Origin of the sequence: Enterococcus gilvus ATCC BAA-350, assembly GCF_000407545.1 — a bacterium.
Taxonomy (GTDB): domain Bacteria; phylum Bacillota; class Bacilli; order Lactobacillales; family Enterococcaceae; genus Enterococcus_A; species Enterococcus_A gilvus.
Genome location: NZ_ASWH01000001.1, coordinates 595,822 through 622,120, shown reverse-complemented (window position 1 = coordinate 622,120; position 26,299 = coordinate 595,822). Strand labels below are relative to the sequence as shown.

At 40.7% G+C, this 26,299-nt stretch carries 40 protein-coding genes and 1 other RNA gene; 5 read left to right on the top strand and 36 right to left on the bottom strand.

The features are described from left to right. Positions 1-7: 7 nt before the first annotated feature. A complete protein-coding gene (locus I592_RS02975) occupies positions 8-493 on the bottom strand; it encodes a DUF1642 domain-containing protein (protein ID WP_010781701.1) in 486 nt (161 codons plus the stop codon). A 132-nt stretch (positions 494-625) separates the two neighbouring features. Here I592_RS02975 and I592_RS02970 point away from each other — a divergent pair, with 132 nt between their 5' ends. Beyond that, entirely contained in the window at positions 626-1,111 is a 486-nt protein-coding gene (locus I592_RS02970; protein WP_010779941.1) for a DUF2321 domain-containing protein, read from the top strand. Between the two features lie 195 nt (positions 1,112-1,306). Here the strand turns inward: I592_RS02970 and I592_RS02965 are convergent, their stop codons facing one another. From I592_RS02965 to I592_RS02885, 19 genes are all read right to left on the bottom strand, one after another. Next, a complete protein-coding gene (locus tag I592_RS02965) occupies positions 1,307-1,645 on the bottom strand; it encodes a hypothetical protein (RefSeq protein WP_010781702.1) in 339 nt (112 codons plus the stop codon). Beyond that, the gene (locus I592_RS21560; protein WP_010781703.1) at positions 1,642-1,818 is read right to left on the bottom strand and encodes a hypothetical protein; all 177 of its coding nucleotides are present in this window, start codon (positions 1,816-1,818) and stop codon (positions 1,642-1,644) included. The genes I592_RS02965 and I592_RS21560 overlap by 4 nt, the downstream gene beginning before the upstream one ends. A 32-nt stretch (positions 1,819-1,850) precedes the next feature. After that, complete coding sequence (locus I592_RS02960) at positions 1,851-2,057, bottom strand: hypothetical protein (RefSeq protein WP_010781704.1); 207 nt, start codon at positions 2,055-2,057, stop codon at positions 1,851-1,853. A gap of 23 nt (positions 2,058-2,080) precedes the next feature. Next, positions 2,081-2,233, bottom strand: a complete 153-nt coding sequence (locus tag I592_RS21360) for a hypothetical protein (RefSeq protein ID WP_010781705.1) — start codon at positions 2,231-2,233, stop codon at positions 2,081-2,083. Positions 2,234-2,262: 29 nt separating this feature from the next. Beyond that, complete coding sequence (locus I592_RS02955; protein ID WP_010781706.1) at positions 2,263-2,460, bottom strand: hypothetical protein; 198 nt, start codon at positions 2,458-2,460, stop codon at positions 2,263-2,265. A gap of 318 nt (positions 2,461-2,778) precedes the next feature. Next, positions 2,779-3,075, bottom strand: a complete 297-nt coding sequence (locus I592_RS02950) for a hypothetical protein (RefSeq protein WP_010781708.1) — start codon at positions 3,073-3,075, stop codon at positions 2,779-2,781. Between the two features lie 41 nt (positions 3,076-3,116). Beyond that, a complete protein-coding gene (locus I592_RS02945; RefSeq protein ID WP_010781709.1) occupies positions 3,117-3,383 on the bottom strand; it encodes a hypothetical protein in 267 nt (88 codons plus the stop codon). 59 nt (positions 3,384-3,442) lie between these two features. After that, positions 3,443-4,618: a helicase-related protein gene (locus tag I592_RS02940; RefSeq protein WP_044926024.1), complete on the bottom strand. Its 1,176-nt coding sequence runs from the start codon at positions 4,616-4,618 to the stop codon at positions 3,443-3,445. Continuing rightward, positions 4,608-4,895: a VRR-NUC domain-containing protein gene (locus I592_RS02935; protein ID WP_010781711.1), complete on the bottom strand. Its 288-nt coding sequence runs from the start codon at positions 4,893-4,895 to the stop codon at positions 4,608-4,610. Before I592_RS02935 ends, I592_RS02940 begins: the two co-directional genes overlap by 11 nt. Positions 4,896-5,227: 332 nt before the next feature. Further along, positions 5,228-6,442: a VapE domain-containing protein gene (locus I592_RS02930; RefSeq protein WP_010781712.1), complete on the bottom strand. Its 1,215-nt coding sequence runs from the start codon at positions 6,440-6,442 to the stop codon at positions 5,228-5,230. Between the two features lie 163 nt (positions 6,443-6,605). Continuing rightward, positions 6,606-7,418 carry a bifunctional DNA primase/polymerase gene (locus I592_RS02925; RefSeq protein WP_244265150.1) on the bottom strand — a complete coding sequence of 271 codons (813 nt, stop codon included), beginning with the start codon at positions 7,416-7,418 and terminating at the stop codon, positions 6,606-6,608. A 19-nt stretch (positions 7,419-7,437) separates the two neighbouring features. Beyond that, a complete protein-coding gene (locus I592_RS02920) occupies positions 7,438-7,971 on the bottom strand; it encodes a hypothetical protein (protein ID WP_010781714.1) in 534 nt (177 codons plus the stop codon). Between the two features lie 21 nt (positions 7,972-7,992). Continuing rightward, entirely contained in the window at positions 7,993-8,775 is a 783-nt protein-coding gene (locus I592_RS02915; protein WP_010781715.1) for an AAA family ATPase, read from the bottom strand. Between the two features lie 12 nt (positions 8,776-8,787). Then, a complete protein-coding gene (locus I592_RS02910) occupies positions 8,788-9,129 on the bottom strand; it encodes a hypothetical protein (RefSeq protein ID WP_044926017.1) in 342 nt (113 codons plus the stop codon). Beyond that, positions 9,130-9,627 (bottom strand): hypothetical protein, encoded by a 498-nt coding sequence (locus I592_RS02905; RefSeq protein WP_010781717.1) that lies wholly within the window; start codon positions 9,625-9,627, stop codon positions 9,130-9,132. Continuing rightward, on the bottom strand, positions 9,605-9,949 hold the full coding sequence (locus I592_RS02900) for a hypothetical protein (protein ID WP_010781718.1): 345 nt from the start codon (positions 9,947-9,949) through the stop codon (positions 9,605-9,607). The genes I592_RS02905 and I592_RS02900 overlap by 23 nt, the downstream gene beginning before the upstream one ends. A gap of 91 nt (positions 9,950-10,040) precedes the next feature. Continuing rightward, positions 10,041-10,310, bottom strand: coding sequence for a hypothetical protein (locus tag I592_RS02895; RefSeq protein ID WP_010781719.1), 270 nt, complete (start codon positions 10,308-10,310; stop codon positions 10,041-10,043). Positions 10,311-10,428: 118 nt separating this feature from the next. After that, the gene (locus I592_RS02890; protein WP_049944388.1) at positions 10,429-10,611 is read right to left on the bottom strand and encodes a hypothetical protein; all 183 of its coding nucleotides are present in this window, start codon (positions 10,609-10,611) and stop codon (positions 10,429-10,431) included. Between the two features lie 11 nt (positions 10,612-10,622). Beyond that, complete coding sequence (locus I592_RS02885) at positions 10,623-11,084, bottom strand: hypothetical protein (RefSeq protein WP_010781722.1); 462 nt, start codon at positions 11,082-11,084, stop codon at positions 10,623-10,625. Positions 11,085-11,136: 52 nt separating this feature from the next. Here I592_RS02885 and I592_RS02880 point away from each other — a divergent pair, with 52 nt between their 5' ends. Then, a complete protein-coding gene (locus tag I592_RS02880) occupies positions 11,137-11,481 on the top strand; it encodes a hypothetical protein (protein WP_010781723.1) in 345 nt (114 codons plus the stop codon). Here the strand turns inward: I592_RS02880 and I592_RS02875 are convergent. The 4 genes from I592_RS02875 to I592_RS02865 form a co-directional block, all read right to left on the bottom strand. Beyond that, entirely contained in the window at positions 11,464-11,661 is a 198-nt protein-coding gene (locus I592_RS02875; protein WP_010781724.1) for a hypothetical protein, read from the bottom strand. The two genes, I592_RS02880 and I592_RS02875, sit on opposite strands and share 18 nt — an antisense overlap. A 13-nt stretch (positions 11,662-11,674) precedes the next feature. Further along, the gene (locus I592_RS21555) at positions 11,675-11,821 is read right to left on the bottom strand and encodes a hypothetical protein (RefSeq protein ID WP_010781725.1); all 147 of its coding nucleotides are present in this window, start codon (positions 11,819-11,821) and stop codon (positions 11,675-11,677) included. Positions 11,822-11,834: 13 nt separating this feature from the next. Next, on the bottom strand, positions 11,835-12,080 hold the full coding sequence (locus I592_RS02870; protein ID WP_010781726.1) for a hypothetical protein: 246 nt from the start codon (positions 12,078-12,080) through the stop codon (positions 11,835-11,837). A gap of 197 nt (positions 12,081-12,277) precedes the next feature. Then, a complete protein-coding gene (locus tag I592_RS02865; protein WP_010781727.1) occupies positions 12,278-12,484 on the bottom strand; it encodes a helix-turn-helix domain-containing protein in 207 nt (68 codons plus the stop codon). Positions 12,485-12,639: 155 nt separating this feature from the next. On the opposite strand from I592_RS02865, the gene I592_RS02860 reads away from it, so the two are divergent. From I592_RS02860 to I592_RS02850, 3 genes are all read left to right on the top strand, one after another. After that, positions 12,640-13,278, top strand: a complete 639-nt coding sequence (locus I592_RS02860; protein ID WP_010781728.1) for a LexA family protein — start codon at positions 12,640-12,642, stop codon at positions 13,276-13,278. A 14-nt stretch (positions 13,279-13,292) separates the two neighbouring features. Then, the gene (locus I592_RS20675; protein WP_010781729.1) at positions 13,293-13,907 is read left to right on the top strand and encodes a DUF4352 domain-containing protein; all 615 of its coding nucleotides are present in this window, start codon (positions 13,293-13,295) and stop codon (positions 13,905-13,907) included. A 74-nt stretch (positions 13,908-13,981) separates the two neighbouring features. Next, the gene (locus tag I592_RS02850) at positions 13,982-15,118 is read left to right on the top strand and encodes a tyrosine-type recombinase/integrase (RefSeq protein ID WP_010781730.1); all 1,137 of its coding nucleotides are present in this window, start codon (positions 13,982-13,984) and stop codon (positions 15,116-15,118) included. 74 nt (positions 15,119-15,192) lie between these two features. On the opposite strand, the gene ffs is transcribed toward I592_RS02850, so the two are convergent. From ffs to I592_RS02795, 12 genes are all read right to left on the bottom strand, one after another. Continuing rightward, positions 15,193-15,276: signal recognition particle sRNA small type (gene ffs / locus I592_RS20900), an RNA gene on the bottom strand. Positions 15,277-15,302: 26 nt separating this feature from the next. Continuing rightward, on the bottom strand, positions 15,303-15,806 hold the full coding sequence (gene tadA / locus I592_RS02845; RefSeq protein ID WP_010781731.1) for a tRNA adenosine(34) deaminase TadA: 504 nt from the start codon (positions 15,804-15,806) through the stop codon (positions 15,303-15,305). A gap of 87 nt (positions 15,807-15,893) precedes the next feature. Continuing rightward, positions 15,894-16,229 carry a hypothetical protein gene (locus I592_RS02840; protein ID WP_010781732.1) on the bottom strand — a complete coding sequence of 112 codons (336 nt, stop codon included), beginning with the start codon at positions 16,227-16,229 and terminating at the stop codon, positions 15,894-15,896. 231 nt (positions 16,230-16,460) lie between these two features. Then, complete coding sequence (locus I592_RS02835; protein WP_010781733.1) at positions 16,461-17,174, bottom strand: zinc metallopeptidase; 714 nt, start codon at positions 17,172-17,174, stop codon at positions 16,461-16,463. Positions 17,175-17,292: 118 nt separating this feature from the next. Beyond that, complete coding sequence (locus I592_RS02830) at positions 17,293-17,616, bottom strand: zinc ribbon domain-containing protein YjdM (protein WP_010781734.1); 324 nt, start codon at positions 17,614-17,616, stop codon at positions 17,293-17,295. 162 nt (positions 17,617-17,778) lie between these two features. Then, a complete protein-coding gene (locus I592_RS02825; protein ID WP_010781735.1) occupies positions 17,779-18,768 on the bottom strand; it encodes a hypothetical protein in 990 nt (329 codons plus the stop codon). Between the two features lie 218 nt (positions 18,769-18,986). Further along, the gene (gene nagE, locus I592_RS02820; protein WP_010781736.1) at positions 18,987-20,948 is read right to left on the bottom strand and encodes an N-acetylglucosamine-specific PTS transporter subunit IIBC; all 1,962 of its coding nucleotides are present in this window, start codon (positions 20,946-20,948) and stop codon (positions 18,987-18,989) included. 1 nt (position 20,949) lies between these two features. Then, positions 20,950-21,801, bottom strand: a complete 852-nt coding sequence (locus I592_RS02815; protein ID WP_010781737.1) for a PRD domain-containing protein — start codon at positions 21,799-21,801, stop codon at positions 20,950-20,952. Between the two features lie 208 nt (positions 21,802-22,009). Next, the gene (locus I592_RS02810; RefSeq protein ID WP_010781738.1) at positions 22,010-22,963 is read right to left on the bottom strand and encodes a DHH family phosphoesterase; all 954 of its coding nucleotides are present in this window, start codon (positions 22,961-22,963) and stop codon (positions 22,010-22,012) included. A gap of 14 nt (positions 22,964-22,977) precedes the next feature. Then, entirely contained in the window at positions 22,978-24,309 is a 1,332-nt protein-coding gene (locus I592_RS02805; RefSeq protein WP_010781739.1) for a DRTGG domain-containing protein, read from the bottom strand. Between the two features lie 124 nt (positions 24,310-24,433). Continuing rightward, on the bottom strand, positions 24,434-25,873 hold the full coding sequence (locus I592_RS02800) for an MFS transporter (RefSeq protein WP_010781740.1): 1,440 nt from the start codon (positions 25,871-25,873) through the stop codon (positions 24,434-24,436). Between the two features lie 173 nt (positions 25,874-26,046). Further along, on the bottom strand, positions 26,047-26,292 hold the full coding sequence (locus tag I592_RS02795) for an MJ0042-type zinc finger domain-containing protein (RefSeq protein ID WP_244265149.1): 246 nt from the start codon (positions 26,290-26,292) through the stop codon (positions 26,047-26,049). Positions 26,293-26,299: the final 7 nt, after the last annotated feature.

Genomic DNA, 26,299 nt, shown 5'->3' with positions numbered 1-26,299 from the left:
ATCCCACCTACACTTTCTCGACTGTGCCGCCAGTAATATATGCGGTATACAATGCCGTTTCCTCGTTATCAAAGAGGATCGGCTTTTTCTTCGTGCTGTCGAAAGCCCAATGTAACGAGTTGCCATATCCTGCTTCTATTGATGTCAGACAGTATTTTTGATCATTAATTATTTTCCATTTCGGCTCTTCCTCGACCTCGTAGCCTTTTTCTAACGCTCTAAACAAGGTCAAGACGTTTTCGTTAAACCAAAGCCAAATTACTAATTCTTCGTCTTCTTCATTGTTATATGCTTTTTCTAATTCAACACCATATCTACGGTTCGTGATTTTTAGTTTTTCGATAAATGGTGCTACAAACGCCGGCACTTTGACTTTCTGCGGTTCGTCTAGTTGGCTAATGAGCTCAACAGCCTTGGTGATTTTCACATACCTATTTGTTTCAAACCATTCGCCATTCGCTTTTATCTTTTCAATCAATTCTTGTTTATTCATTTCATACCTCTTTTCTTACTTGATAGGCTGAGTTAGCCTTCTTTTTAATTACAATCGTTTTGTAAATGCTTTATTTGATATAATCTCCTTATCAGTGAGTGGTCCACTGAAATATTGATAAGGAGGTTAACAATGGGAAAACAATACTATCAAAAAATATGTTTAAACGGTCACCAAGTAACTGATCACTACAGTTCATCTAACAATCCAAATCCACCTGAATTTTGCGAATTATGTGGTGAAAAGGTTATTGTCACCTGCCCTAACTGTGAACAAGCAATTTTAGGTGATAGAGACATTGATGGAGTGATTACAGTTGGATTCACTAAATCAGTTCCAAATTACTGTAAGTCTTGTGGAACACCATTCCCATGGACTCAAAAGATTTTAGAAGGTGCAGCTGAATTAGTCGCGTTAGATGATGGTCTGAGTGATCAAGATAAACAACTTATTGAATCAGCGATTCCCGATTTATTAGTTGATACACCTAAAACTAAAGTTGCTGAAGCAAAATTTTCCAAAGGCTATTCTAAAGCTTCTAAATTAGTTAAAGATTCACTTTATAATTTATTAGTCGATGTTCTGTCGGAAACTGTTAAAAAGACCATCTTTAATTAATTGACTTGCCACACCAACAGCAAAAATTAGAATTTTTCTTGATAACACGATTGCACCAACTACAGTTGGTATAGTCGTGTTTTCTTTTCAAATATTTTATATAGCTGTTCTTCTTAATTTGTCCTTTTGCTCTAATTCTCCTAAATCTAATCGTCATTATTAATCATCCCTCCTTAATTGGCGTGGTTAGCGGAACTAAATTTTAGTCCACTCTAACACCACGTCACCTTCTCTTTCTGTAGTATCCCGCCAAACATGATCGACAGTACCATTGTCTAAATCAATCATAACTAGCCGTAGAGGATAGCCCATTTCGTCAAATTGTATGACATTAGATATTTCTTTCACTTTGAACTTTCCGTTAGTTGATTTGTATGCTTTCTTACTGTTCCTCAGCAAGCCTTCTAGTTCTATATTCATAAAGTTTCCAACTTGCCAAATCCCACCGTAAAAAATGAAATACGCCCAATAAATTAATAGCGCAATGTTTAATGCATAACCGATTACTTCAAAAATTATTTTGATAATATTCATTCGCCGTCCTCCAAATGCCAATTATCGGCGACTAATACTTTCGCTTTATTAGGGTGCGTTCCGTTGTATCTGTCACAAGCTTTTTGAGCTGCAGATTTCATTTTAAAAAGTTTCCCATCACAAACCGGAAACATATATGTTGAATCTGTTATTGCTACGATATAAACCTTCATACTGACCATTCCTTCCTACGTGATTTCCGTCATTAATTGACTTTCAACTTATCTGCAAATGTTTGAATTTCACTGTCTACAATCGCTTTTGCTTCTTTGAATGTCAGACCGTTACTAAATTCGTACCTGCCGTTATCATCTACAATTTCCACGCTATACAGAAACTTACTATTTTTCATCATCGTGATTGAAGTATTATCAAAATGATAAAATTCCATTTTAAAAACTGTTAAACCCATTTTTATTTCCTCCAACTCCTCCACTAACGTATAGATTGGACACGTCTATTCTTTTTCCGACAAAGCTGTTTGCGATTCGAACGTTCAATGAATCGTCTATGATCAACCTTAGATTGCTTGATCTCTATAGCTTTTTTATGCTCTCTAAAAACTTTTTGATCGAAATACAAGTTCATAAATTATCCTCCTGACACGATCTTCTTCATTACTGTACGTTTTCTTCTTTCGCTCGTTTTTGTGCGTAGGGAAGAAATTCATCTATCGTTGTTCCTTCTTCCTTGCAAATCTTTGCAAGCTTCTTAGGATTAATGCCTTGCTCACGCTTAAAATCTTTCTCTACATTTGTGTACCAAGCTAAAGCTTCGTCTCTTCGATTCCAAACATTCTCAAAAATTTTATCCATTTACTTTTCCTCCTTGATAGCCCCAAATTAAATACTTTTAGAAGAATAGACTAAAAACAAACTACTGTAATCTTTCGCCCCATAGAAATTTGCATTTGAATACCAATCCACAATTCTAAAACCTTGCTTTAGATTGATTAACTATTTCATCTGTAGCGGATGAATAGTTTTCAAACACTAAGTGAGGGTATGGATTAAAACTACGATCCTTAATAAAAGTACTCATTATGTGCTCCTTTTAATTTATTTTCCTATGCATACATTCTTCTCTGATTGACCACTTTGCAAAGCTTTTAATATTCAAGTTGATTAACTTAGTTAACATTCATTTTCCCACTCATCGAAAATTGTTTGAATGTACCCTACTAAAATACAGCGATTGACTTTTGCGCTGATATACGGATCAATTAACGCTAAATCTGAATATAGCTTGTAATATTCGATATGATTTTCATGTTTTAAATTAAGCCTTTCCAAAGCATCCTGCGCCATTGAGTTTGCTATCATTTTCGCCGTGTTTTTACCGTTTGCGTATTCCGGCAAAATCTTTTCGTCAATATATTCGCCTACTTCGGGCGGACACATTTCTGCTAAAGCATCCTGTGAAATATTCATTTCAACACCTCCTCTATGGCATCAAACTGAGTAACTTTAAGCTACTCAATCTCAACGGCTTCTTGTTTTCTAACGATTACCCGGTGGCCCAAGTTTCTCAATATAGCACCGTCAGCTTGATGCCAATTCACAATTTCAAAACACGCCGTATGTTTATACTCGTTAATCAATTTCCCAACGATCGAATAGATGCATTTTTCATAATCCAACTTGTAATATTTGTCTGGATTTAATTGTGGTCTCTTTGGCGATAACGTGTTGTTCGTCGCGAGAAACTTACCAAATTTTCTATTATTGGTTGTATTCATTATACCCTCCTATTTCAATTGAAATATTTTTATTTCTTATTAACAATCCGCAAAGCGTCCTATAACTTCGTATCGAGGTATCGCTTTTCGCTAAAATCTTTCTTATTGCTTAAAGCATCCCAAACGTCTTCTTCTATCGTCTTTTCAGTATTAAATTGATAAACAGTAACCTTTTTAGTTTGACCATTCCGATAGGCTCGTCCTAAAGATTGACTGTAATCTTGATAGCTGTAGGTCGGTGTATAAAAGACAACAATGTTTGCATATTGCAATTCAATTCCTGCTGATCCCGCTTGATATTGGACTAGTGTCACACTGTTTTCTGGGCGATCTTTTGGCAATTCAAACCGATGGCCGTTTACTTCATAAATCTTTTTGTCTTTTAGAATTTTCTTGATATCTTCAAGCTCCTGTTTAAATTGATAAAAGACAACGATGTTCTCACTTGTTCCTTCACAGATCATCGATAGATAATCTAGCTTATCTTGTTGGTTTGCATAAAACCGTAAGCCCGCTGCTAACTTAGGGTGTGTGTCATATGCTACATCATCAAGTACACGATCCTTTTTTAGCTTCTTGTATAATGGAGATGGTTTGAAAAAGACTTTCCGATAAACTAAATCCGGCAAATCTAACGCTTCATCTTTACTGATTGAAACAGCAAATTGTTTGTACATGCGCTCTAGTTCGTCTTCACGTCTCCAGCCGACGATTTGTGGAATCTGACGCATACCGAAAAACTTCGTTTCATAAATCGCATGACGTTTATTCATAGCGGTTTTATTTTTAAAGCAACCGAACATTATGAAATAGTTGTAACTATCTTGCCAGCCGTTGCTCATTGGCGTTGCCGTCAATAAACAAAAACCTTCAGATTGCCTTGTTAGGTGTAACGCCGCTTTACCCCTTTGACTGGTTGGATTTTTGATATAGTGCGCCTCATCAAAAATGACATAGTAATCTTTATAATTATGCCAAGATTTTGATAACTTCCCATACGATAATATTTCGTATTCAATGTTTATGTTGTACGATTTTCGAACAAATAAAATGTCTTTGTCCCATCCGCCTTCCTTTATTTTCGCAGGAGGCGCGATAATCAATAACTTTTTATTCGGTGCATGTTTTAAGTAATGATGAATTGAAGTAATTGTTTTACCTGTACCGGTATCTAAGGCGTATAGATAATTTTTCTCAGCATTATTTAAAGCTTCTTTTTGGAACTCATATAATATGGTGTCTTGATAAATTGTGGATCACCTCTTCTTTGCTGGAAGCCACAAATGCTAAGCCGCCAGCTTGGTTGATTCTTTTAATATGATTCTTTTGCAATTCACTCACTCTTCCGCCAGTCGGGCGTTTCACTTCTATTCCAATAAATCTGCCATTCACACAAGCGATAATATCTGGCGTCCCTGCTGCTACACTTCCGCCGATTGTTTTAATAAAATAGGCGTTGAGTGAGAGTAAATAATTTTTGATCTGTGTTTCAACTTTTTTCTCTGGTAACATATATCCTCCACTGTGTCGTCTAAATGTGTCGTCAATATTTTTTTAGAATGTTAATATACCAACGTTTATTTAAGGTGTGTCGTCAGTAAGAATTATTGACTACACGGCATGAGCTTTACTGCCCCAAGAGGTTGAGCCATAGTGTGTCGTCAATAATTCAATATCCGCTGAACTTTCCCTCGCGTGCGCAGATTTTTCAATATATAAATAATATAAACTTATTAAAATATAGAGATATTGACGACACGATAGGCTGTATCCCTTGTGCCCCTTGGCGTTAAGTGTGTCGTCAAAAATATTTTTTGTCTACACGCTGACGACACGTTTAGGTATTAATTACTTTTTCCGTACCCATCTTTTGAAATTTTGTTCACTCTAAATCTTGTTTTCTTCCATCCTTTTTTATTATCAAAAATATATTTAATCTTATTGGCCAATTTTCGATCTGAAGTTATTTCCTTTCTAAAACACTCCCACGCGATATCCGTACTAGTGACTCGCTCGCGTTTTTCATCTTGATTTCCTTTTGAGGAATATCCTTTTTGCATCATGTCTTGAATGTAGTCTTGTCGATCATAGCGATCCCAAGATTCAAAGCCTCGTGGAATATCAATATCAAGGTAAGTGTTAATAGCTTGTTCTACATCATCTTGATATTGGAAATTCTTTCTATGGTCTTCTAATTCTTCTGCTTCTTCTGCTGATAAAGTGAAGGTGAAACCATTTTTATATAAATTGACTGTTTCACCCCATAATTGATCCACGTATTCTTGAGTTAAATCTGTCACTGGATGATAGATTTGGTTCTCTGGGTTAGTAAGCAGTGGGAGAAAGCGTCGTTCACCCGTCTTGTCTTTTAAATATTCAATATGGTTTGTGGTACGAGCGATAACGAAATTTTTGGGATATCGTTCCGCCCGCCGGTCAAACGGCTTACGAAATTCAAGATATTGAGCAGTGACAAACTTTTTTATTTCTTCGAACTTACTGTTTTCTGTTGCAACCATTTCGTCATCGTTCACAATTAAAGCTCGCAGCATGTTGGCAAAATTGTCCTTATCCTTAAAGTCAGTTATTTGATCGGTATACCATTGCCCGCCTAATTTTTGAAGAACCGTCGTCTTCCCTGATCCTTGACCACCAACGAGATCAAGAACAAAATCGAATTTTGCTAATGGCTCATATACTTTCGTGACTGCTCCTACTAACCAAAGTTTTGTAATTAAAGTAGTTAAACTACTGTATTCAACACCTAGATAGGCAGGAAAAAATTCTGCAATTCTGGACTCTTCGTCCCAATCTTTATAACAATGTTCAAAATAGTCTTTAACGGGATTGTATTTCTGTCGGTTGGCTATGTTAACGATGGCATCATTGACGTTCCCTTTCGGGAATAATACTTGGTAATATTTTTCAAAATAACTCAGTAAAGCGGGTTCTAAATCATTCTTGGCGATCCCTTTCTCAATACTGAAATACTCTAATGGTATTAGCTCGGTAATTTCGACATCATAGGTAAACTGGTTATAGGCGATTTTTCCAATCAAATTAGGATCGTTGGCTAAAATAGCTTCAACATTGACTATTGAGTTCTTCTTTAACTGCCCATCCTTATTGAAAATAAATCCCCAATTTTGATACGCATCGTCTCGCTTTTGTTCGATTTCCTTTTGTTTTTGGTAGGGTGTTAAATCAATGACTGGTTTTTCTCTACTGATTTACAACAACCCCTTTCTCGCGGTGATGTTTCTTGATGATACTCTCTACTGTTGCTACTACTTCTTTGTTTGGAAGCGGGTTGATGCTATTTCGATTCGTTTGATTCGCCAATGCTCTGATACGATCTTCTTCTACACCTCGTAAAAGTAATCCTCCTACAAACTTCGCTAACTTGTCGTTACGTCCACTATTAGATGATCCAAAGCCTTCCGCGACCGTCTCAAGTATTTCAGTAGTCTTGTTTTTCGTACCTGTCTTAGCTCTAAAGTCAGGGCGTTTAAAATTGGTATCTTCTCTTGCCAGTTTGATAACTGCTTGAATCAGTTCTTTTGAGGCAGTCACGATTTTATCTGGAGCAATATTAAACTCTGATACTGCCCATTCATACGTGCCTTTTTTCGTTGTTGACGGTGGGACCATCACATAATTATTCGGATGAGCTTTCACATCAACACCCGCCAACCAACCGATATTTTGGTTAGCTGGCAGACTGTCTTTCTTGAAATAGAAAAGTTGTTCTCCACCGTTTGGTGTCATCTGATACATCGTGTCTCTGAAATGTTCGGGATAATCATATAAAGCAATCGACTTAAAACCGTCATCCCCGCCCTCGTGGCGATCAATATCGATCACAAAAAACTTATCTGTTTTGACTGCAATATTTGCATCCGGATACTTCGTCCAAAGGTCTTGTATTTCTTTTTCTGTTAATGGTGGGCAATCAGCAAATTTAATGAGAGGAGTCTTTTCTTTCATTGGTATCACTGAAAAGCCCAACCTGCTATATTTAAGTGCCCAATCCATCATTGTCATAGTTCAAGCCTTACAATGCAGGTGCATCGTCATCCGACGGAAAACCGCGATCAGTTTCAGGAGCAAAATCCGTTTCATTTGGATAACCGTCCACTTCATACTCGCGGAACGGATTTTCTTTATCTTTTTTGTTTTCACGCTCTTTGATTGTTAGAACCATTTGAGTTCCAATAATATTTTTTAGAGCCAGTGCAACTGAATAAGTATCTTGGAAATCAGTCTCTTTGAAGGCATAATCCCCGATGAAGGCCAATTTTTGGGCAAGTTTCATATTGCGTTGTAATACGTATTCATGAATTGCTTTTCCATTCCAGTCTTCAATAAACGAAAAACTTACTAATTCTTTACGTCCAGATAATTCACCAGTTGTAATCTCCGCAGTAACAACGATGTTCTCCCAGCCGCTATCATAGTTTGCGAACTCTACATTCGCAATAACAGTGTCGTATGTCCCTGCCGGAATACGATTCCCTCCGCTGTTTACCTTATCTGTTTCGGGGTTAAAATTATCTTTAATTTCCTTCGCTAAATCTAGTAATGACATTGTTCATTCTCCTCTTCTTCTTTATAATGGTTTGCTTTCTTGTGGTTCAAATCGTGTTTCTTGTTGTTTGGTGATATCGTTAGCGATTTTGTCTTGATCTTGCCGACTTGTTCGCTGCGTTCTATCAAATACACCAGTGATGGTGTCTAAAATAGCTAAGATTTTTTGATCATCCACATGATCTCTTGTGTAAGATTTGCGACGAGCTTCAACCCGTCGAATGTATTTGTTGCCGAGTTTTTTGGTTTGGATATTTAAATCACTATTTCCGTTGATCAAGTTTACGTATTTATCTTTTAGTGAAGGGATATCAATGTAGACATTGTTTTCCATCTTTTGAATTTGCCTACTGATATAGACGACATTCATAGGTAAAGTTTTAAGATCAATAACTAGTTCAGTGAGTAAACCATTAAAAGCGTCGTAGCCTTTTCCATAAGGAATATCACCTAATGACTTCACACCATTTTCAACTTGAACATATTGTTTGATCATCTCGATAATGTCATCGATTACATCTAAAACAACTGTTTCATAAGAATGTGTCTGTGTTTGTAAAGCAAGGATTACTTCCCCAATTTGTTCTGGAGCGCCTTTGACGATCTTCCCAGATTTATCTTTCACATTCCGAATTTGAATCGATGGAACGCTATTTGCCTCAGCATTTCCATCAGTATTCAAAACGATGGGGTTTGGAAACTCGCTTGCAAGATAAGACTTGCCACTCATCGTTTCTCCCCAAATAAAGTAATTTCGTGGCGTATCTTTCGGGACCTGCGGTTTGTTTTCCGGTAACTGGAACATTATTCGTCCTCCTTATAAATTATCTAGAATTTTAAATATCGTTTTGGCAGCCAACACTTGATCTTGAATATTCGTCGTTTGTTCGAAAGAATGGAGCAACGTTGGTAGCATTTGAGTATAAATTCCTTTTTTATACTCTTGCATGTTGGCCGGATCTTCATACGTTACTTCGATGGTACGATTAGCTCCTTGGCCTGTTACTTTAATCCATTTACGAGTTTTCATAATAGAAATATTTCCTTTAACAAACTCCCGATCATAGCCTTCACCCAGCCCATCGGCGATTTCTTGGTTTGTACCTGTTGGGTGCGTTCGTAAATAATCTAGTAAGACTTGCATTTTTGTTTTTTCCATCTACTCTTTCACCTTCACTTTCACTTCGATTCCCTTAACATCAACGGTTGTGTTTGGAATAGCCATTCCGTTATCATCAATCAACAATCCTTCATCAGTCATATGGAAAATTCCATCGACTAGAAGTTGCTTAATATCATTTTGTATAGGTTTGACCACTAATTCTTCCTTTATTAAACCTGGATGTTCTTCCTTCATGTATCGATCAAATCGGACTTTTTCCTCTTTTGATTTTGGAAGATTCAATTTGTAAGTTGTCTTACTTTTCATATTTGGGTGTTTTTTACTGATTAAGAAACTCTCAGTTTCTACCGACTCCACGTCACCTAAGAGCTGCCTTTGAATCTCTATCGCAGCATCTAACTCCTGCTTTGATTTATTTAAAAATGCTACTTTTGCGTCTGTAATTTCAGCTATCTGACGATCGTACAGATCTAGTTTTGATTTTTGTACTTGTCTCATCAATTCGATTTCTCTAGTGATATCTTCTAGATTCAAAAACGTCCTCTCCTCTCTTAGGATGTAAGTCGAAAAACTTCGCATAGCCGTTATTTACGATCCAAGTGAGTAAAGCTTCTTTGACTACCTCTGAATACTCACTTGGCAGCATAGCTTCTCTAAGTTCTTCGTTCGCTTCGCCTGCGGTTAACTCCTCCACATACTCATTTGTATAGCGTTCTAAGTTTTCTTCAAGCAGCAGACCATCTTTATTGATGTAAATGGTACTGTTCAAATAAATTGGATCTCCGTAGATATCTTTCAATATTTCTTTTTCTTCCGGCGGTTCCATAGGAACGCCTAGACTATCGCGTGATGTCATGATAAACTCTCCTTATATAGATGTATTTTGACTAGCTTAGTTTGGTAGACGGGGCTAGTCTTTTTTTGTGACTAAAGAGGTACGGAGCAATTTAAATTACCTCCCTTGAAGAACGTAGCTTCATTACCGGGCTCAACTGACATTCAGCAATGATTGTAATTGATTCAGGTGAAATGTTTTCCGTGTTTACAACGTTGTCATTAGAAAGACTATAGGTTACGTCTTCTATACTTTTTGCAACTTTCAAAGCCCTATTTGGATTGATATTGTTTATTGTTAAATCAACTGGTTCTTTACTTTTACCAATACGACGAAACATTTCTTCAACTTCATTTGGTGTTCCAGTTATTTGAATCTCCATTTTTGTACCCCCGACATTTAAAAAAATATATCTCTTACAATCAAATACACATTGATGATTATTGAAGCTAATCCAAAAACAATTGTTGAAAGAGTAATGATGTCACTGCTACTCATTGTCAGCCCCCTCGGTTGGCTTTTTTTACTTCGTATTCAGTTACGTCATAGATAAGTACCAATCCGAACACTGCAGTTACATAAACTGCCTTTAACCATTCTGGAATACTTCCTGTTAGTGCTGCACCTATCCCGAACGCCAATAGCATTGCTCCAGTTCTGCGAAGCCAATAGAGTTTTTTCATCATTAAACCCCCTACTGGCCCAACTCGTTTACTTTTTGTTGGCTCAAATTTGCTAACTCAGACATGCGTGCGTCTTTTTGCGTTGAATCATTTTGAGCATTAGATAGTTCATTACGCAGCTTATCCGCCTCTTGCTGTTTTTGCGTGACTTCTTGTTGCTTAGATTCGACTTCACGTTGTTTGGCTTCGATTTCAGACTGCTTCGCATTGACCTCGTTTTGTTTGTTTGACAATTGCTGTTTCAAACTGTCTAGCTGATCTTGCAGGTTCTTTTGTTGCCCAGTCGTTTGATCAAGTTTGCTTTGAACGTCTGCTGCCTTCTGTTTGTTCTGCGTAGCAATGTTAGCCAGTTTGTAGATGTTCTGTTCAACAGTTGTTGCGTTATCGAAGAAACCAGCGCCTGCGGCGAATCCTACAGTTGATCCTAGAAACAATGCAGCGGTAACTCCTAGTGCAATTTTTTTATTTTTCATCGTTTATCTCCTATCGTTTGATATACTCACTGTAGAAAGTGAGGTGAAAATTATGGATAATTTAACCAATGATGCTAAATTTTTACTATCGTCCATGTACAAGACCTATATAGATCGTAGGAAAAGCAAAATTTCAAAAGAAAAAGCTGTTTTATTTGGTGATGTTAATTCAATTCATGAAAACATAATGCCTGAGTGGGAAATTTCAGACGTCAATTTCACATGTTTTGAACTCCGTAGAAAAGGCCTGATATCTGGATTGTTAGCAGGAAATACTATTTTTTATGTGAGCTTAACAACCGATGCCATAGCAATTATGGAATCGAAATTTGAAGACGACATCAATAAGGTTCTTGATTTTGCCGTTAAAGTTAAATCATTAATCCCCTTCATTTAATCCAAAAGGATCACTTTTTAGTCTTTCGATTGCATTTTGCATGTTGTCAACATTTGTAATAAGAGTTTCTTTTAACTCTTTGCTTGCCTTAGTATCTTCTGCCAAAGTGCTGAGGCTATTTGCTATGCTTTCTAGAGCTTCCACCCCTCTAATGACAATATTTACTGGTATATTATTCATGCTGTTGCCTCCTTTACTGCTTAATTCCAATTTCAAACTCCATTGAAGCTAATTCGTCTGCCAACGCTTTGGCTTCTTTTAATAGTTCGACATATCGCTCTGCTTTTTCAGTAGCTTCTTCTACACCGGTTAGCTTTACATTGATTTTTACTTCATTCATGCTATTACCTCCTCTATTTAAATTTATTTTTGTCCTTCCAATCCAAAAATTGATCAAACAGATTGATGTTTATCAGCACAATTTTGTATGTCGGTGCTCGATAACCACTTTTGAAATCAGGATGTACTTTAAATTCTGCTAACAATCTTTGGAATGTAGATTCATGTCCTTCAAATCCGAAATATTTTATCGCTTCATCCTTTGGCATTGATAATTGAGGCAATTTGATGGTTTCTGCTAAGGCGATTTTTTCAGTCATTATTTATCATCCTTTGCGTTATTTAAATTTCGATCATATCTTCAGCTGTAAAAAAGTCTTCCAAGGTGCTAAGTTATCCACAACTTCAATTCGTTATTTTATTTTTTCTCATCAAATTATTATTATAGGTAAATCACCTGTGGATAAGTTTCCTTAACGCACGTTTTTCTTTGCCGTTTGTTTCTTTTATGCACGATTTACTCCAAAAAAAATTCTCCTCTTCTTGATCTCGGGATATTCAAGAACTCCATTACCTTAGCTAATTCTCGTACATCGAAAGTAATTAATCCGTCTTCTTTTCTAGAGTATGAACTTCTATCAATGTTTAAATATGCAGCAACATCAGCTTTTGTTTTACCTTCGTTCTTTCGCGCTTCTTTTAGCAAATTATAGTCAAATAACATTTTTATTCACCTACCTCTCTGTTACATAATGAATCATAACAAGTTCCGTGCGTATACGCAACATAAAATAATAAATAATTTTGCTTGTTGCGTTATACGCACGTTTGTTATACTAATATCGTTGATACGAACATGTTTTCGAGAGGTGAAAAAAATTGAGAAAAAACAGTGAAATAGCAGACTTGATCGAGAAATATAGAAAAATAAGAAAAATATCCCAAGAGGAACTTGGAAAAAAGCTAGGTGTTAATCGCTCTACTATATCAAGATACGCCTCCCATGAGATTCCTTTCCCAGAAAATAAGATTTTAACAGCTGCTAAAGCATTGAATCTTGATTACTCCTTTTTAATTGGAGAAGAACTCATGTCAATGACTGGGAAGACAATGGTTCGCCCTTTAGTCGGAAAGATAGTCGCAGGACGCCCCCTTGAAAGCTATGAGATACCAGAAGATGTAGAAATCCCGATGAATATCGGCTTGAAGCATCCAAATTCAAAGTTATTAGAAATTACAGGTAATTCTATGAACAAACTTTTCCCAGATGGACAATATATTCTCATAGACCCTGATGAACAGATTTGTAATGGTGATGTAGCAGCAGTTAGGCTCAACGGAACAGAATATACTGTTAAAAGATTCTATAGACTTAAGACAGGAGTTGTTTTAGAACCTGATTCATATGATGAAAAAGAGCATTCAATCATGATTACCAATCCTTATGAACTTGAGGAAGTTTATATTGAGGGAAAAGTTGTGTGGGATATGGCTAATCCCAGTAAAAGAAAATATTAATCGGAGGGAACAAAATGAATAAAAGTGAATTTAAAAATCCAATTATTTGGGTAATATTAGGGTTGTTTATTGTTGCTTCAATATTCATTATTAGCGGAATAGTAAATAGCAATTCTAGCGAAACTGAATCTTCAATTTCTGGTACAAGCAGTTACGATTTCGACTCAGAATTTGAGAAGGCAAAGCAACAAGTTTCAGACGAGAATGCTCCTAAGCCAGATTCTGAATACGTAGGTGGTGACAGTTCTAGTCCGAATACCGCCACCTCCGCTTCTATCGGCCAAAGCCAGCCTTTAGAAAGCGAATCCGGAGATATGATGGATGTGAAGATTGATTCGGTAGAAAAAGATATGGGTGACGGGGACTATTATATTCCTCAAAAAGGATACTTCGCTAAAGTTACTTTTACAGTGACGAATTTAGGGGATAAGCCTTTTGAAGTTACGTCGCATCAATTAGATTTCTACGATGGTAACAATATGAAAGCTGAACTAAATTCAAGAGATTTTTATTCTGAAACAATCCAACCAGGAAAATCTGCTACAGGTATCGCTTATTTCGATATAATGAACGATACAACTGATTATGAAGTTTATTTTGCAAATGCTTCATGGGTTGGTTCGTACTAAAGCTGCCCCACTTTAGGGGCTTCTTTAATAACGCCAAAAAAGAACATACGTTCCATTCAAGGAGTTGAATTTACATGTGGATTGAAGAATTACCGAACGGGAAATACAAATATTCTGAACGATACATTGACCCATACACAGAAAAAAGCAGAAAAGTTTCCATCACACTTAACAGCAAATCTAATCAAGCTAAGAAGCAAGCAAACATAGAACTTCAAGAAAAAATTGATAAGAAGATCGAAGAAAAGAATCAAATCAAGATTACACTTGGCGAGCTATTAGATGCGTGGTGGAATCAGCATAAGGTTTCTATTCGCCAATCATCACAAGTTAATTATGAGAAACTTTTGAAATACATACGAAAGAATATTAACACTGCTGCGGTGGTGCGAAACACAGACACAAGATTTTATCAAGATTTCATAAATGAGTTACCTCAATCTTACGAATATAAGAAGAAGTTTCGAAGTGTGCTAAAAATGGCGCTTGATTATGCAGTGGATATGGAAATAATCAAAATTAATCCTATTAACAGGGCGAAAGTTCCAAAACCAGCTTTAACAAAAGAAACTTATGAAAGAGTGGAAGATAAGTATTTAGAAGAAGAAGAAATCAACAAGCTATTGAACGTCTATTACAGCACGTTTCAGAGCGTCCATCACGGAAGGTTAGCTGAGTTCATGTATTTAACTGGACTGCGTGCAGGCGAAGCTATAAGCCTCACAATTGATGATTACGATCCGAATAGCCAAACTATAAAGGTTATTGGTACTTTAGATTATTCGGACGGCTATAAAAATGCAAAAAAAGAGATGCCTAAGACCCTAGCATCATATCGTGAAATTGATCTATCTAATCGAGCGATTGAGATACTCGATGAATTGATTTTAGAAAATAAGTTAAAATTTAAGTGTAAAACTCCTTACCTCTTTGTTGGTAAGACAGGCAAGCCGATTCAAATCAATGCGTTTAATAACTCGCTAAAGACTATGAATGACAAGCTTGGTAAAGATGCTATCAAAAAGAAAATGTCTAGCCATATTTTTAGACACTCTCACATCTCGCTACTTGCTGAATTGAACATACCTGTAAAAGCGATCATGGAACGTGTAGGACACTCCGACATGGAAACAACAATGAAGATATACACCCATGTAACCAAGAAGACAAAGGCTAGTATTGTTGAAAAGCTCAATGCTAAAGGTAAGTAGATCTTGCCCCTTTTCTACCCCTTTTGGTTTTTGACAAATAAAAAAGCAAGCTCTCAGGCTTGCTGTTACGCGGTTCATATCAGACACATGCCGGATCCTACTTAGTGCTGCTTCCTTCCAGACCTGACACAATTCACAGGCCCGGCATTGTCCTGCCTTTCGGCAAAAAATAGTATAACAAACTCTAGTCGTTTTGGCTAGTCTTTTTTTTCCGTGCCCGAATCTCACGGAAAAAATTCGTCAACAACTGTCCGCATTCTTCCTCGAGAATCCCGCCTTCGACATATGCCCGATGATTGAAGCGTTCATCCGTCAAAAGATTCATCAAGGTGCCGGCCGTCCCGCCTTTCGGATCATAGGCCCCAAAATAAACCTCTTCAATTCGGGAAAGAATCATCCCGCCGCTGCACATTGGACAGGGCTCCAGCGTCACAAACAATTGACACTCCTCCAGCCGCCAGCTTTCCAGCTCCTTGCACGCCGCACGAATCGCGAACATTTCCGCATGGCTCGTCGCGTCTTGACTGTGCTCCCGCAAATTGTACCCTCGTCCAATGATCTCTCCACGATAGACCACCACCGCACCGATCGGCACCTCCTCGACTGCCTTCGCCTTATTGGCTTCGCTGATCGCCTCTTGCATAAAAAAAAGTTTTTCTTCTTCCGTTAATTGACTCACGCGTTCCATTCGTATCCTCATTTCGCTCATATTGATGTTCCTTACTTTAGCATAATTATACCCACAAAAAAAGATGCGCCATCGCTGGCACATCTTTTACATCATTTTATCTACAAGGTCCATCAAACGGTCTTTTAAATCTTCGGTCGTATCTTTGATGGACTCACCGTAGACCGATACACGCTTTTTTCCGCTCTTGATTTTGTTCAAAATATTCATGACATTATCCAAATCATCATCTGAAAGTTTATCAACGATTGCTAACAGTGAGTCACTGCCGTCAAATTTGTCATTGACGAAACGTTTCACCTTACAACGATTTGATACGTGGCGCGCTTTTTCGATCAGCTTGCCAGATGCAATTACAGCTGTCGCAGTACTAGCCGCCACAACGACGCCTACTCCGATTTTTACTTTGGTTGATCTTTTCATAGTATCAGCTCCTTAGTGATTTTGATTCGATGAATTCTTCTTACGAAAAACCCGCTGTCCCCTCTGCGCGTCGCCAAAATAAACTCGGCGAAGAAAACAAAAGGGCTTCCTTCATTCCATCATACCACACACTTAAAATTATCAATACTAAGATACTCGTTGAAATGAAAGCGCACTCCAGCGTTGACGGATTTCCCTTCAATAAAAAAAGAACCGACACGTCGTCGATTCTTAATTTCGATTCCGATTTCCGCCAAACAGCAGGACCAACCGCAGCAATTGCAGGAAGGTTGCTAAAGCCGCAGCGACATAAGTCAATGCCGCAGCAAACAATACTTTCCGCGCGCCGGCCAATTCTTCTTCATCCAGCATATTTCCTTCGCGTAAGATGCTCAATGCACGTCTGGAGGCATCGAATTCCACTGGCAAGGTCACCAGTTGGAAAATCAACGCTAACGAAAAGGCTAAGATCCCGATATTGATCAACGTCTGATTCCAGCTCATAAATACACCCAATAGAATCAAGGGGAAGGAAAGCGTTGAACCGATATTGGCAACTGGTACAATGGCTGCCCGCATTCTCAACGGGATGTAATTCTTCGCGTCCTGTACCGCGTGTCCGCACTCGTGGGCCGCTACACCGATCGCAGCGACCGAAGTCGATTGCGCCGTCGCTTCAGACAAACTCAACATCTTATTGCCGCTATTATAATTATCCGTCAGGTCTCCGCTGATCTGCTGGACACCCACGTCATTGATATTTTGACTGCGCAAAATATACTCAGCCGCTTGGGTCCCAGTCACGCCCTTACTGCTTCGGAACTTGTCGTATTTACGGAATGTCGAATTGACATACGCCGAAGCAAAACCAGAAATGACCAGTCCGGCGATCACTAATAGAAACGTGGGATCTAGAAAATTATAGAATGATCCATACCCATACATATACATTCTCCTCTAATAAAAGATAATTTGACTGTCTTAAATAAAACAGTTTTCTAATCTTAGTTTAACATGAAAGGCATGAATTTTTTATGAAAACAACTCTAAGAATCCCTCTAGCTTATAACTTCTTAACAAATTCAGACTTTAGTTTCATTGGTCCAAAGCCGTCTACTTTGCAATCAATGTTGTGATCGCCTTCGACCAAACGAATGTTTTTGACCTTGGTTCCCTGCTTGATGGCACCGGACGCTCCTTTGACTTTAAGGTCCTTGATGACCGTGACGCTATCGCCTTCTTGCAGTTGATTGCCGTTGCTGTCTTTGACGACTAGCCCTTCTTCAGCGGCATCACTTTCTGACCATTCATGACCGCATTCTGGGCAAACAAACAAGCCGCGATCTTCATACGTGTATTCTGATTGACACATTGGACAATTTGGCATACTCTTCCTCCAATAATTTTTTTCTGAATGTTTAGTTTAGCTGAAACGCGCTGTCTTGAAAAGACTTTCCATAAAAAACATTCGTTATCAGAATTTCAGCCGTTGCCCTTGATCGAAAGCAATCCAAAGATGGCTGAACGCCTCGTTGGTCCACGCGATCTGCTATTTTCGTTTCCTATTCCGCTTGGTTCGGCTGTCCTTTTTCTTCCCTTGTTGCTTATCCAGTCTTCGTTTGAGGTTTTTCTTCCGCTGCTCTTCCTCTTCTTGCTCAGGGGTCTTATCGAAACGCACGTGAGATGACTTCGGTTTTGGCGGGAGTTCGACGGTGTTATGGGACGGACTTTCTGTGCTCGAAGCTTCTTCCCCCGGCAGCGGATACTCCGCCTCGACGATCGCCGCGGCTTCTTCGTAAGACAGCTTGTTGGATTTTTTCGGCGATGGAGCTGTGGCGGCAGCGACGACTGGCTGTTTTTCAGTTTTCGTGTTTGTAGGCGCTTCTTCAACAACTGTGTCTTCTTCTGCTTGTTTGGCTTTGCCAACCTTGTAGGAAGTCGTCTCCACATGACCGCCGCCTTTGTAATCAATTAATGCCACGAATTTTCGGACGCCGTCTACCTCAAAGATACTCAACAGCGTCAACACTTCCAGAATTTCCGCCACCAATGTCTCCTCTTTGTTAGGATCAACGTCTCGAATCGTCAACAGATGGCGCTTGCCCGCCGCATCTTCAAAACGGGAACGAATGTCATAAACGAGCCCTTCTCTGTAAGGGTCCAAACTGCCCTGTCTCTCAAAGGCATTCTTGAAGGAACGGATCGATTCTGTCTGGGAAAAATATTCGGAAGGGCTTCCAAAATACTGTTTGATCAAGCCTTCCCATTCTTTTGATTCAAAGTATTCCTTGAAAAAGGGCAAAAAGAGGCGCAGGGTGTCTGTCGGCTCGACTGTTAAAAAGAAGTCTCGAAGCAGGTCTTTGCAGAGAAAAGAAAAGGCTCCCGTCAAATTTAGCGCATTCCGCACCATGACCGCGACCAAATACTCGATCACAGAATCCGCATCCCCGGATTGTTCGTAGTAAGTCTCGATCTTCTTCTCCAAAGACTCTCGTTTCATCAAGAATAACTGCCGTGTACCTAATTTTTTAACATCCATGTTCCCATCCTCCATTTTCAAGAAATCGCTTTCTGTTTTTTATATTTTCAGAATAAGCCTAAAAGTACAGCCTTGTAAATGGTTAGATCAACTATTTTTTTTATTTATTTTCACGAATGTTATTGAATATTTATTTTTTAACTCTGCTATAAACGGTCAACTTCTTTTTAAATAACTAAAAAAAGCCGTGTCTAAGACGACACGACCTTCGTTATGGACTAATTACTTGTTATTTCACCGATTACCTCATTGACAAGAACTTCCTTTGTTTCGATCAAATCGGAGCTTTTTACTTTATCCATATTCGTCAACGCAACAATAATGTCCGTTTTCTTCCCTGCTTTGCGAACAGCCTCTAAGTCTACTTTAGCGATCATCTGACCACGCCCCACTTGTTGTCCGGCTTTGACATAAAGCTCAAAAGGCTCTCCACCTAGATCGACCGTATCTAAGCCCATGTGCAGTAGGACTTCGACGCCTGATGCAGTCGTGATCCCTACTGCGTGCTTCGTTGGAAAGACATTGGAGATCGTCCCTGCAACAGGGGAGAAAATCTCACCCGAAGTAGGCAATACAGCATAGCCGTCACCCATCATTTTTTCTGAGAAAACATCGTCGGACACTTCCGTGATCGGCACTAAACGGCCGTTGGCTACTGCAAACAGCGCCTGTGTTTTCGGAACTTCCTCCTCCACGATCGCCTGCTCCGTAACTGCATGCGTTGCACCGCTGCCATTGTGGAGACGATTCATCTCATCTGCTACAAATTGGACTTCGGTCCCTACGATCACTTGGATATTCGTGTCATCGATCACCTTTAGACCCGGAACACCAGTGGCCTTGATCTGGCTTTGATTGACTTCCCCAGTGTCTTTGAGTTGCAGACGCAGACGGGTCGTACAATTATCGATCGACTGCACATTCGCCGGCCCTCCCAGCGCTTCATAGATCTTCTGTGCCATGACCGCGTGTTTGCTGTCGCCAGTCAGACGAATATCCGGCATTTCTTCTCCGTCATCTTCTTCACGTCCCGGCGTCATCAAATTGAACTTAACGATCACAAAGCGGAACGTCGTGTAATAAACCACGGCCATGACCAAGCCTAAAAGAAGCAGCATATACGGCTGATTCGCTATTGGAACACGCAAACTCAAGAAGAAATCAATAAATCCAGCACTGAAGTTGAACCCTGCGGTCCATCGGAAAGTCGCCGCGATGAACATTGAGATCCCTGTCAAAATAGCATGAACGACATATAACGGCCAAGCAACGAACATGAATGAAAACTCAAGCGGCTCGGTTACACCTGTAAAGAAAGAAGCAAAAGCGGCCGCGACCATCAAGGAAGCCGTGACTTTTTTCTTCTCAGGACGAGCGCATTGATAGATCGCTAACGCGCCTGCGGGTAAACCGAACATCATCACTGGGAAGAAGCCGGCTTGATAACGGCCTGTGATTCCACGAACCCCTTCGCTTGCCCAGAATTTACCAATGTCATCGATTCCCGCCAAGTTGAACCAAAAGACATTGTTCAACGCGTGATGCAAACCAGTCGGGATCAATAACCGATTGAACAGGCCGTACAGCCCTGCCCCTAGTGGTCCCATCCCTGAGATCATCTCACCAAAGCTGACTAAGCCGGTGTAAACAGGTGGCCAAGCGAAAATCAGAATCGCCGACAGCACCGCCATGACGCCTGCTGTAACGATAGGCACCAGCCGCTTTCCACTGAAGAAAGACAGCGCCATTGGCAATTTCACTCCGCTAAAGCGATTGTACATCGCCGCCGCGACTAAACCGGCTAAAATTCCGACAAAGACATTTTTAAAGTTGATGGCACCAAAGGCGATATTCACATCTTCCACCGCGACTTTGGTAAACATGGCTACCGCTTCGCTATTCACTAATGTCATCGGTGTCAAAAAGGCCACCAATCCCGACAAAGCCGCCGCGCCATCCTTGTCTTTCGACATTCCTAAGGCCAATCCTACTGCAAACAAGACACCCAGATTGTCCAAGATCGTTCCGCCTGCCTTGATCAGGAAAGCGGCCAACAAATTGTTCCCGCCCCAGCCGCTGGGATCGATCCAATACCCGATCCCCATAAATAAAGCCGCAACTGGCAAGGTTGCCACAGGTAACATCAACGAACGCCCCATGCGCTGCATATATGCTTTCATACTATTCTTCTCCTTTATGTTCTTTTACTTTTCGCAATCGTTCTACATGAATAGCGACATAGCCCAATTCTTCTGTAGTGATCGCTAACTGATAGGTCTTCATCAAAAAGACACGAATCTTCTTTGCCACTTGATAACTTTCAGGATACTTGTTCCGAACCATCTCAATGATGTCTTGATCTAGGACCGCATAACGCTGGGTCTGATAGCGTTGCAGCAAAAGACGCAGATGATTCGCCAAACGAGAATAATCTAAGGCCATCTCCTGAGAACGGATCGCGATCTCCAATTCTTCTTCAATCAAGTGGATCACGTCAGAAACGATGGTGACTTCTCGAATACTGTCATGGTTATTGCCTCTTCCCGTTCGCGCACTATGGATATGGATCGCGATATAGCCCGCCTCATCGTAGCCATACGGAATCTCCAAGGTTCGATTCAAGTAATCGACCGCCCATTGCGCGATCCCAAACTCTTCGCTGTATAAAATCTCGATCTCGCTAAGTAGTTTGTTCCGAACAACGATCCCATTTGAAATATTTTGCGCAGCAAAAGCGATGTGATCCGTCAACGAAATAAAGATATGTTCATTGAGCTTCTCCATCAGGACCGTCTCCGCATGATCAATAATGGCTTCGGCAGCAAAGAAATAGGTTTCGTTAATTTGATTCAATAAGGTCTGTAGCTTTTGCTGTCCCTCCGGCTCCATCACGAACAAGCGCTCGATCTCTCGGGAATAAAGCAAATCATTTTTCTGTTTGCTAAAACCGATTCCTTTGCCGATGGCGATTTTTTCTTCTCCATGGTCATCAACTAAAACGGCATTTTGATTCAGTATCTTTTTGATTTTCATTGCTCGTCCTCATTCTGCAGAATAGTGGTGCTGTTTCGACTAGTTATTATTTGGCCAAATAAAAAGGCACGGAAAGATGCACAAGGAGCCTTCCTTGCGTGTCTTTCCATGCCTAGTATGATCTAGTCACATGAAACAGTATTGTTAACACTTTGAATTGTATAGACCAATGAGGGGATTGTCAACTTCTTTTTTTGAAGTTTTTTTATCATTCCCCAGTTTTTTGGTAATCTTCGCATAAAGCTTGGATCTTTTGATAAATTTCCTGGCACATCGCTTGGTCTTTCGCATTCGCGCCGCTGGCTAACGGATGGCCGCCGCCATGGTATTGCTTCGCCAATTCATTGATCACGGGGCCTTTCGACCGCAGACGAACACGATAATAGCCTTCTGGCTGCTCGACGAATACTGCCCAAGCAAGTACGACGTCGATCGTTCCCGGCAATGGGACCAATGAGGCTGTATCGGAATCCTTGATGCCGTATTTATTTAAGATTGCCTGATCTAAGAACACATACCCGGCACCGTGTTCATCGATTTGCAGGTTCTGATAAAGATAGCCTGAAAGCTTGGCAACATCCAATGAGATTTGATCGATCTCCCGATTTAGCTTAGTAGCATCGAATCCGTAATCGAGCAAACGCGCCGCAACCTGTAGGGTATGGGAGGTTGTTGCCGGGTATAAAAAGCGCCCCGTGTCCCCCACGATTCCGCCATAGAGCAAGCGTGCCGCATTTTCTGTCACGGTCAAGTCTTCAGCAAAGGCAAAGTCAGCAATGATCTCGCTGCAACTGCTTGCTTTCGTATTGACCCAAAGCAGATCCCCGTATGGATCGTCATTCGGATGGTGATCGATCTTGATCAGTTTTTCTCCCAGCTTGTAGCGGTCGTCACTGATGCGGGGAGCATTCGCAGTATCTGTCACGATCACCAATGCGCCTTCGTACAGATGATCCGCGATCTCGTCCATTTCCGCTAAAAAATCCAAGCCTTCCACGGGGCCTCCGACTTGATAGACCTCTTTTTTAGGAAATGTCGCGCGCAAAATCTCAGCGAGTCCACATTGGGAGCCAAGAGCATCTGGATCAGGACGCATGTGACGATGGACGATGATCCGATCGTAGTCTTTAATCATTTGTAAAATTTCTTCTGTTATTGTCATACCTATTCCTCTTTCTAAGAGCGCTCCATCACTTGGCAAAGCACGATTGCTTTGGCTACAATCACATTATCGATGTAGACTTCCAAATCAACTTTTGCCGAACGCCGTCCTAGTTCTAATGTTTTTGAATGAATCTCGATCTCACTTTCCAACTGGATCAACCGCAAATAATACAGGTTCATCTGTTCGATCAATGTATTGCGTCGTTGATCGATCAAGATACTGCGCTGCGCCACATTGGCGACGATCTCACTCAATACACCAAAGGAGATCGTTCCCACGCTGTTGACCATTTGAGGAGTGACCTCAAATTTGAAGTACGGATTGTCGAGGGGATTGTCGTCACGGTCTGTATCTACCGTTAGGATATCGCCGACGATTTGGTCAGAGATCGTATTCGACATTTGCGGCTGACGCTGAACAAGCTGCATCGCCTTCATGACATCCTGACGACTGACCATGCCCACTAATGAAAGGTCGTCCTTCACTACCGGCATCATTTCCAGTCCATCCCAAATCATCTGATGGCTGACAGACGCGACACTCATACTCTGCTTCACGACATTAGGTTCGCGGGTCATCACACGCTCGATCGCTTGATTTTCCGCTTTTCCAAGAACATCCTTCGCGGTAACGACACCCAAGACCCGCATGCTTTTATTTACAACAGGGAAACGAGAGTGACCCGTTTTTTCCGATAAACGGTGATAATTCGCGATCGTGTCGCCTGCCTGCAGATACACCGTCTTTTCTAACGGCATATAGATATCGCTGACTTGCATGATATCCTTTTTGATCAGTTGATCGCTCAACGCGCGATTGATCATCGTTGCAACAGTAAAGGAGTCGTACGTCGTGCTTAGCACGGGCAACGACAGTTCATCTGCCAATTGCGCAATCTCTGGTGTGGTATCAAAACCACCTGTGATCAGGACTGCGGCCCCATCCTGCAGGGCCAGCTTTTGCGCACCCTCGCGGTTCCCGATGATCAATAACGAGCCGGGGGTGATGTAGCGACGCATCGCTTCTTCCGTCATGGCACCGATGACAAATTTATTTAAGTCTTTGTCTAATCCATTCGAACCGCCCAAAACGTCGCCCTCAATGATGCGGACCACTTCACCAAAGGTCAGGCGCTCAATGTTTTTCTTTAATTTGCGCTCGATTCGGATCGTTCCTACTCGTTGGATCGTGGAGACCAATCCGATATTTTCAGCATCCTTGATCGCACGATAGGCGGTCCCTTCACTGACACGCAAATTTTTTGCGATACTGCGGACGGAGATCCGTTCTCCCACCGGCAAATTTTCAATATGTTCTAAAATCAAATCGTGTTTTGTCGCCATATTTTCCTCCCGCTATAAAGTTTATCTATTATAGTAGTACAGCTTAGCAAAACTAGTATAACAGAGTCCCTAAAAAAAAAGAAGTCAACCGTTACCATTCGGGTAACAATCAACTTCTTTTGTACTAATGGATCGTCTGATCCGTTGTCTTTTTTCGGAATCGAATCAACGAAAGCACCCACGCGATGACGCAGATCGCAAAGGAGGCCATAAAGGTCACCCGCATTCCAAAAATGAAAATGTCTGGCCGTCCTTCAATGTAAGTCGTCACTCTCTGACCGTAAGCGGTACTCATCCCGCTGTATAGGATCGTCGTAGACAGCGCGATACCAACGACCATCCCCAAATTCCGAGCGAAGGAATTCAAGCTGCCGGCTACGCCCAGGTTTTCCTTCTCCACACTGCTCATGACGATCGTGTTGTTCGGCGATTGGAACAGGGCATTCCCCATCCCCATGATCGCTGTAGCCAAAATGTAGTACCAGATCGGACTTGTTTGATTCATAAAGACATACATCAGTTGTGTAACAGACAGCAAGGCCAGTCCCATCAACACCAGCTTCTGAGGGCCGATCTGATCCGTCAAATACCCGCTGAGGGGTGAGCCGATGACCATCAAGAAAGGAAAGACCATCATTAACAGCCCCGCATAGCTAGCAGTCAGTCCCCGCGCATTTTGCAGGTAAAAAGGCATGACCACGTTCACGAAGAAATTGGCTGAGAAAATCAGCAACGCCGTGACCAAGCTCATCGTAAACAACTTGTTTCTCAAAATATGAAAAACGAGCAACGGATTTTCCTTTTGCTTCTCCACGCGAATAAAAATCACGAAAAAGACGATGGCTGCGACGAATAAAAGCAGCGGCACTGTATGGATATAGCCGACTTCTTGTCCAATAAAGACTGCCCCGAAGAAGCTCATGATGGTGATCGCGAACGTCACGAAACCGAGCCAATCGATTTTCTTTTTGGACATCGTGATATCCTTTGGCAAATATTTTTCACCGATCAAGATCGTCAATAGCCCTACAGGCACATTGATCCAGAAAATATAGGACCAAGAAAAATGAGCCAATATCAACCCGCCGATACCCGGACCTGCGATTGATCCTAAGGAGACAAAGGCGCCGATCGCCCCTAAGGCTCGTCCCCGTTCCCTCATAGGAAAGACCTCTGTCGTGATCCCTGTGTTCGTCGCCATCGTCATGCTGGCACCGATTCCTTGGATCACCCGACCAAATAAAAGCATGGTCAAGGAATGATTGAAGCCGCACAGCAGCGACCCTAAGGTAAATACGACCGTTCCGATCCGATAGACCTTGATCTTGCCGAAGCTGTCTCCGACTTTCCCAAAAAGCAGCAGGCACGCACAGACCACCATCAAATAAATCGAGACGACCCATTCCGCCTTATTCATTGGAACAGATAAGTCTCGCGAGATCGTCGGCAGCGCGATATTCACGATACTAGAATCCAATGTCGACATGAACGTGAACATCGCCACGGAAACTAAGATCCACCAGCGATTCTTTTGGACGACCGCATCCTCTTGATACGTATGCATCAAAAAAAACTTCCTTTCATTACAGCCTGCGAGTCAGTCAAAAAAACGCTGAACGCTCTGGCAAAATTAACTTTGGCTCTCACAGGAGCCGCTAGACAAAACCCTTCAAATAGGCCATAGCTATTTTAATAGATAAACAGCTCAAAAATCAAATCAAAAAAAAAAACGAAAGATCACTCTTCCGTCTTTGTCTCATATTTGCCCTCTTCACGATCCTCAAAGGTCATAAAATAGCCATTCGTAATTCTTTTTTCGTACACATGATGGCAATTAGGACACTCCACCGGCATCGCTTCCTTCGGGTGATCCTGAACGTTCAATACTTCGTCAACAAAGAAATGTGTGCCGCAATTTGGACACTTTAATGGTTTTTCCAACATATAACCAGCCCTCTCTACATTTACTACTCCTTTAATCATACTCCTT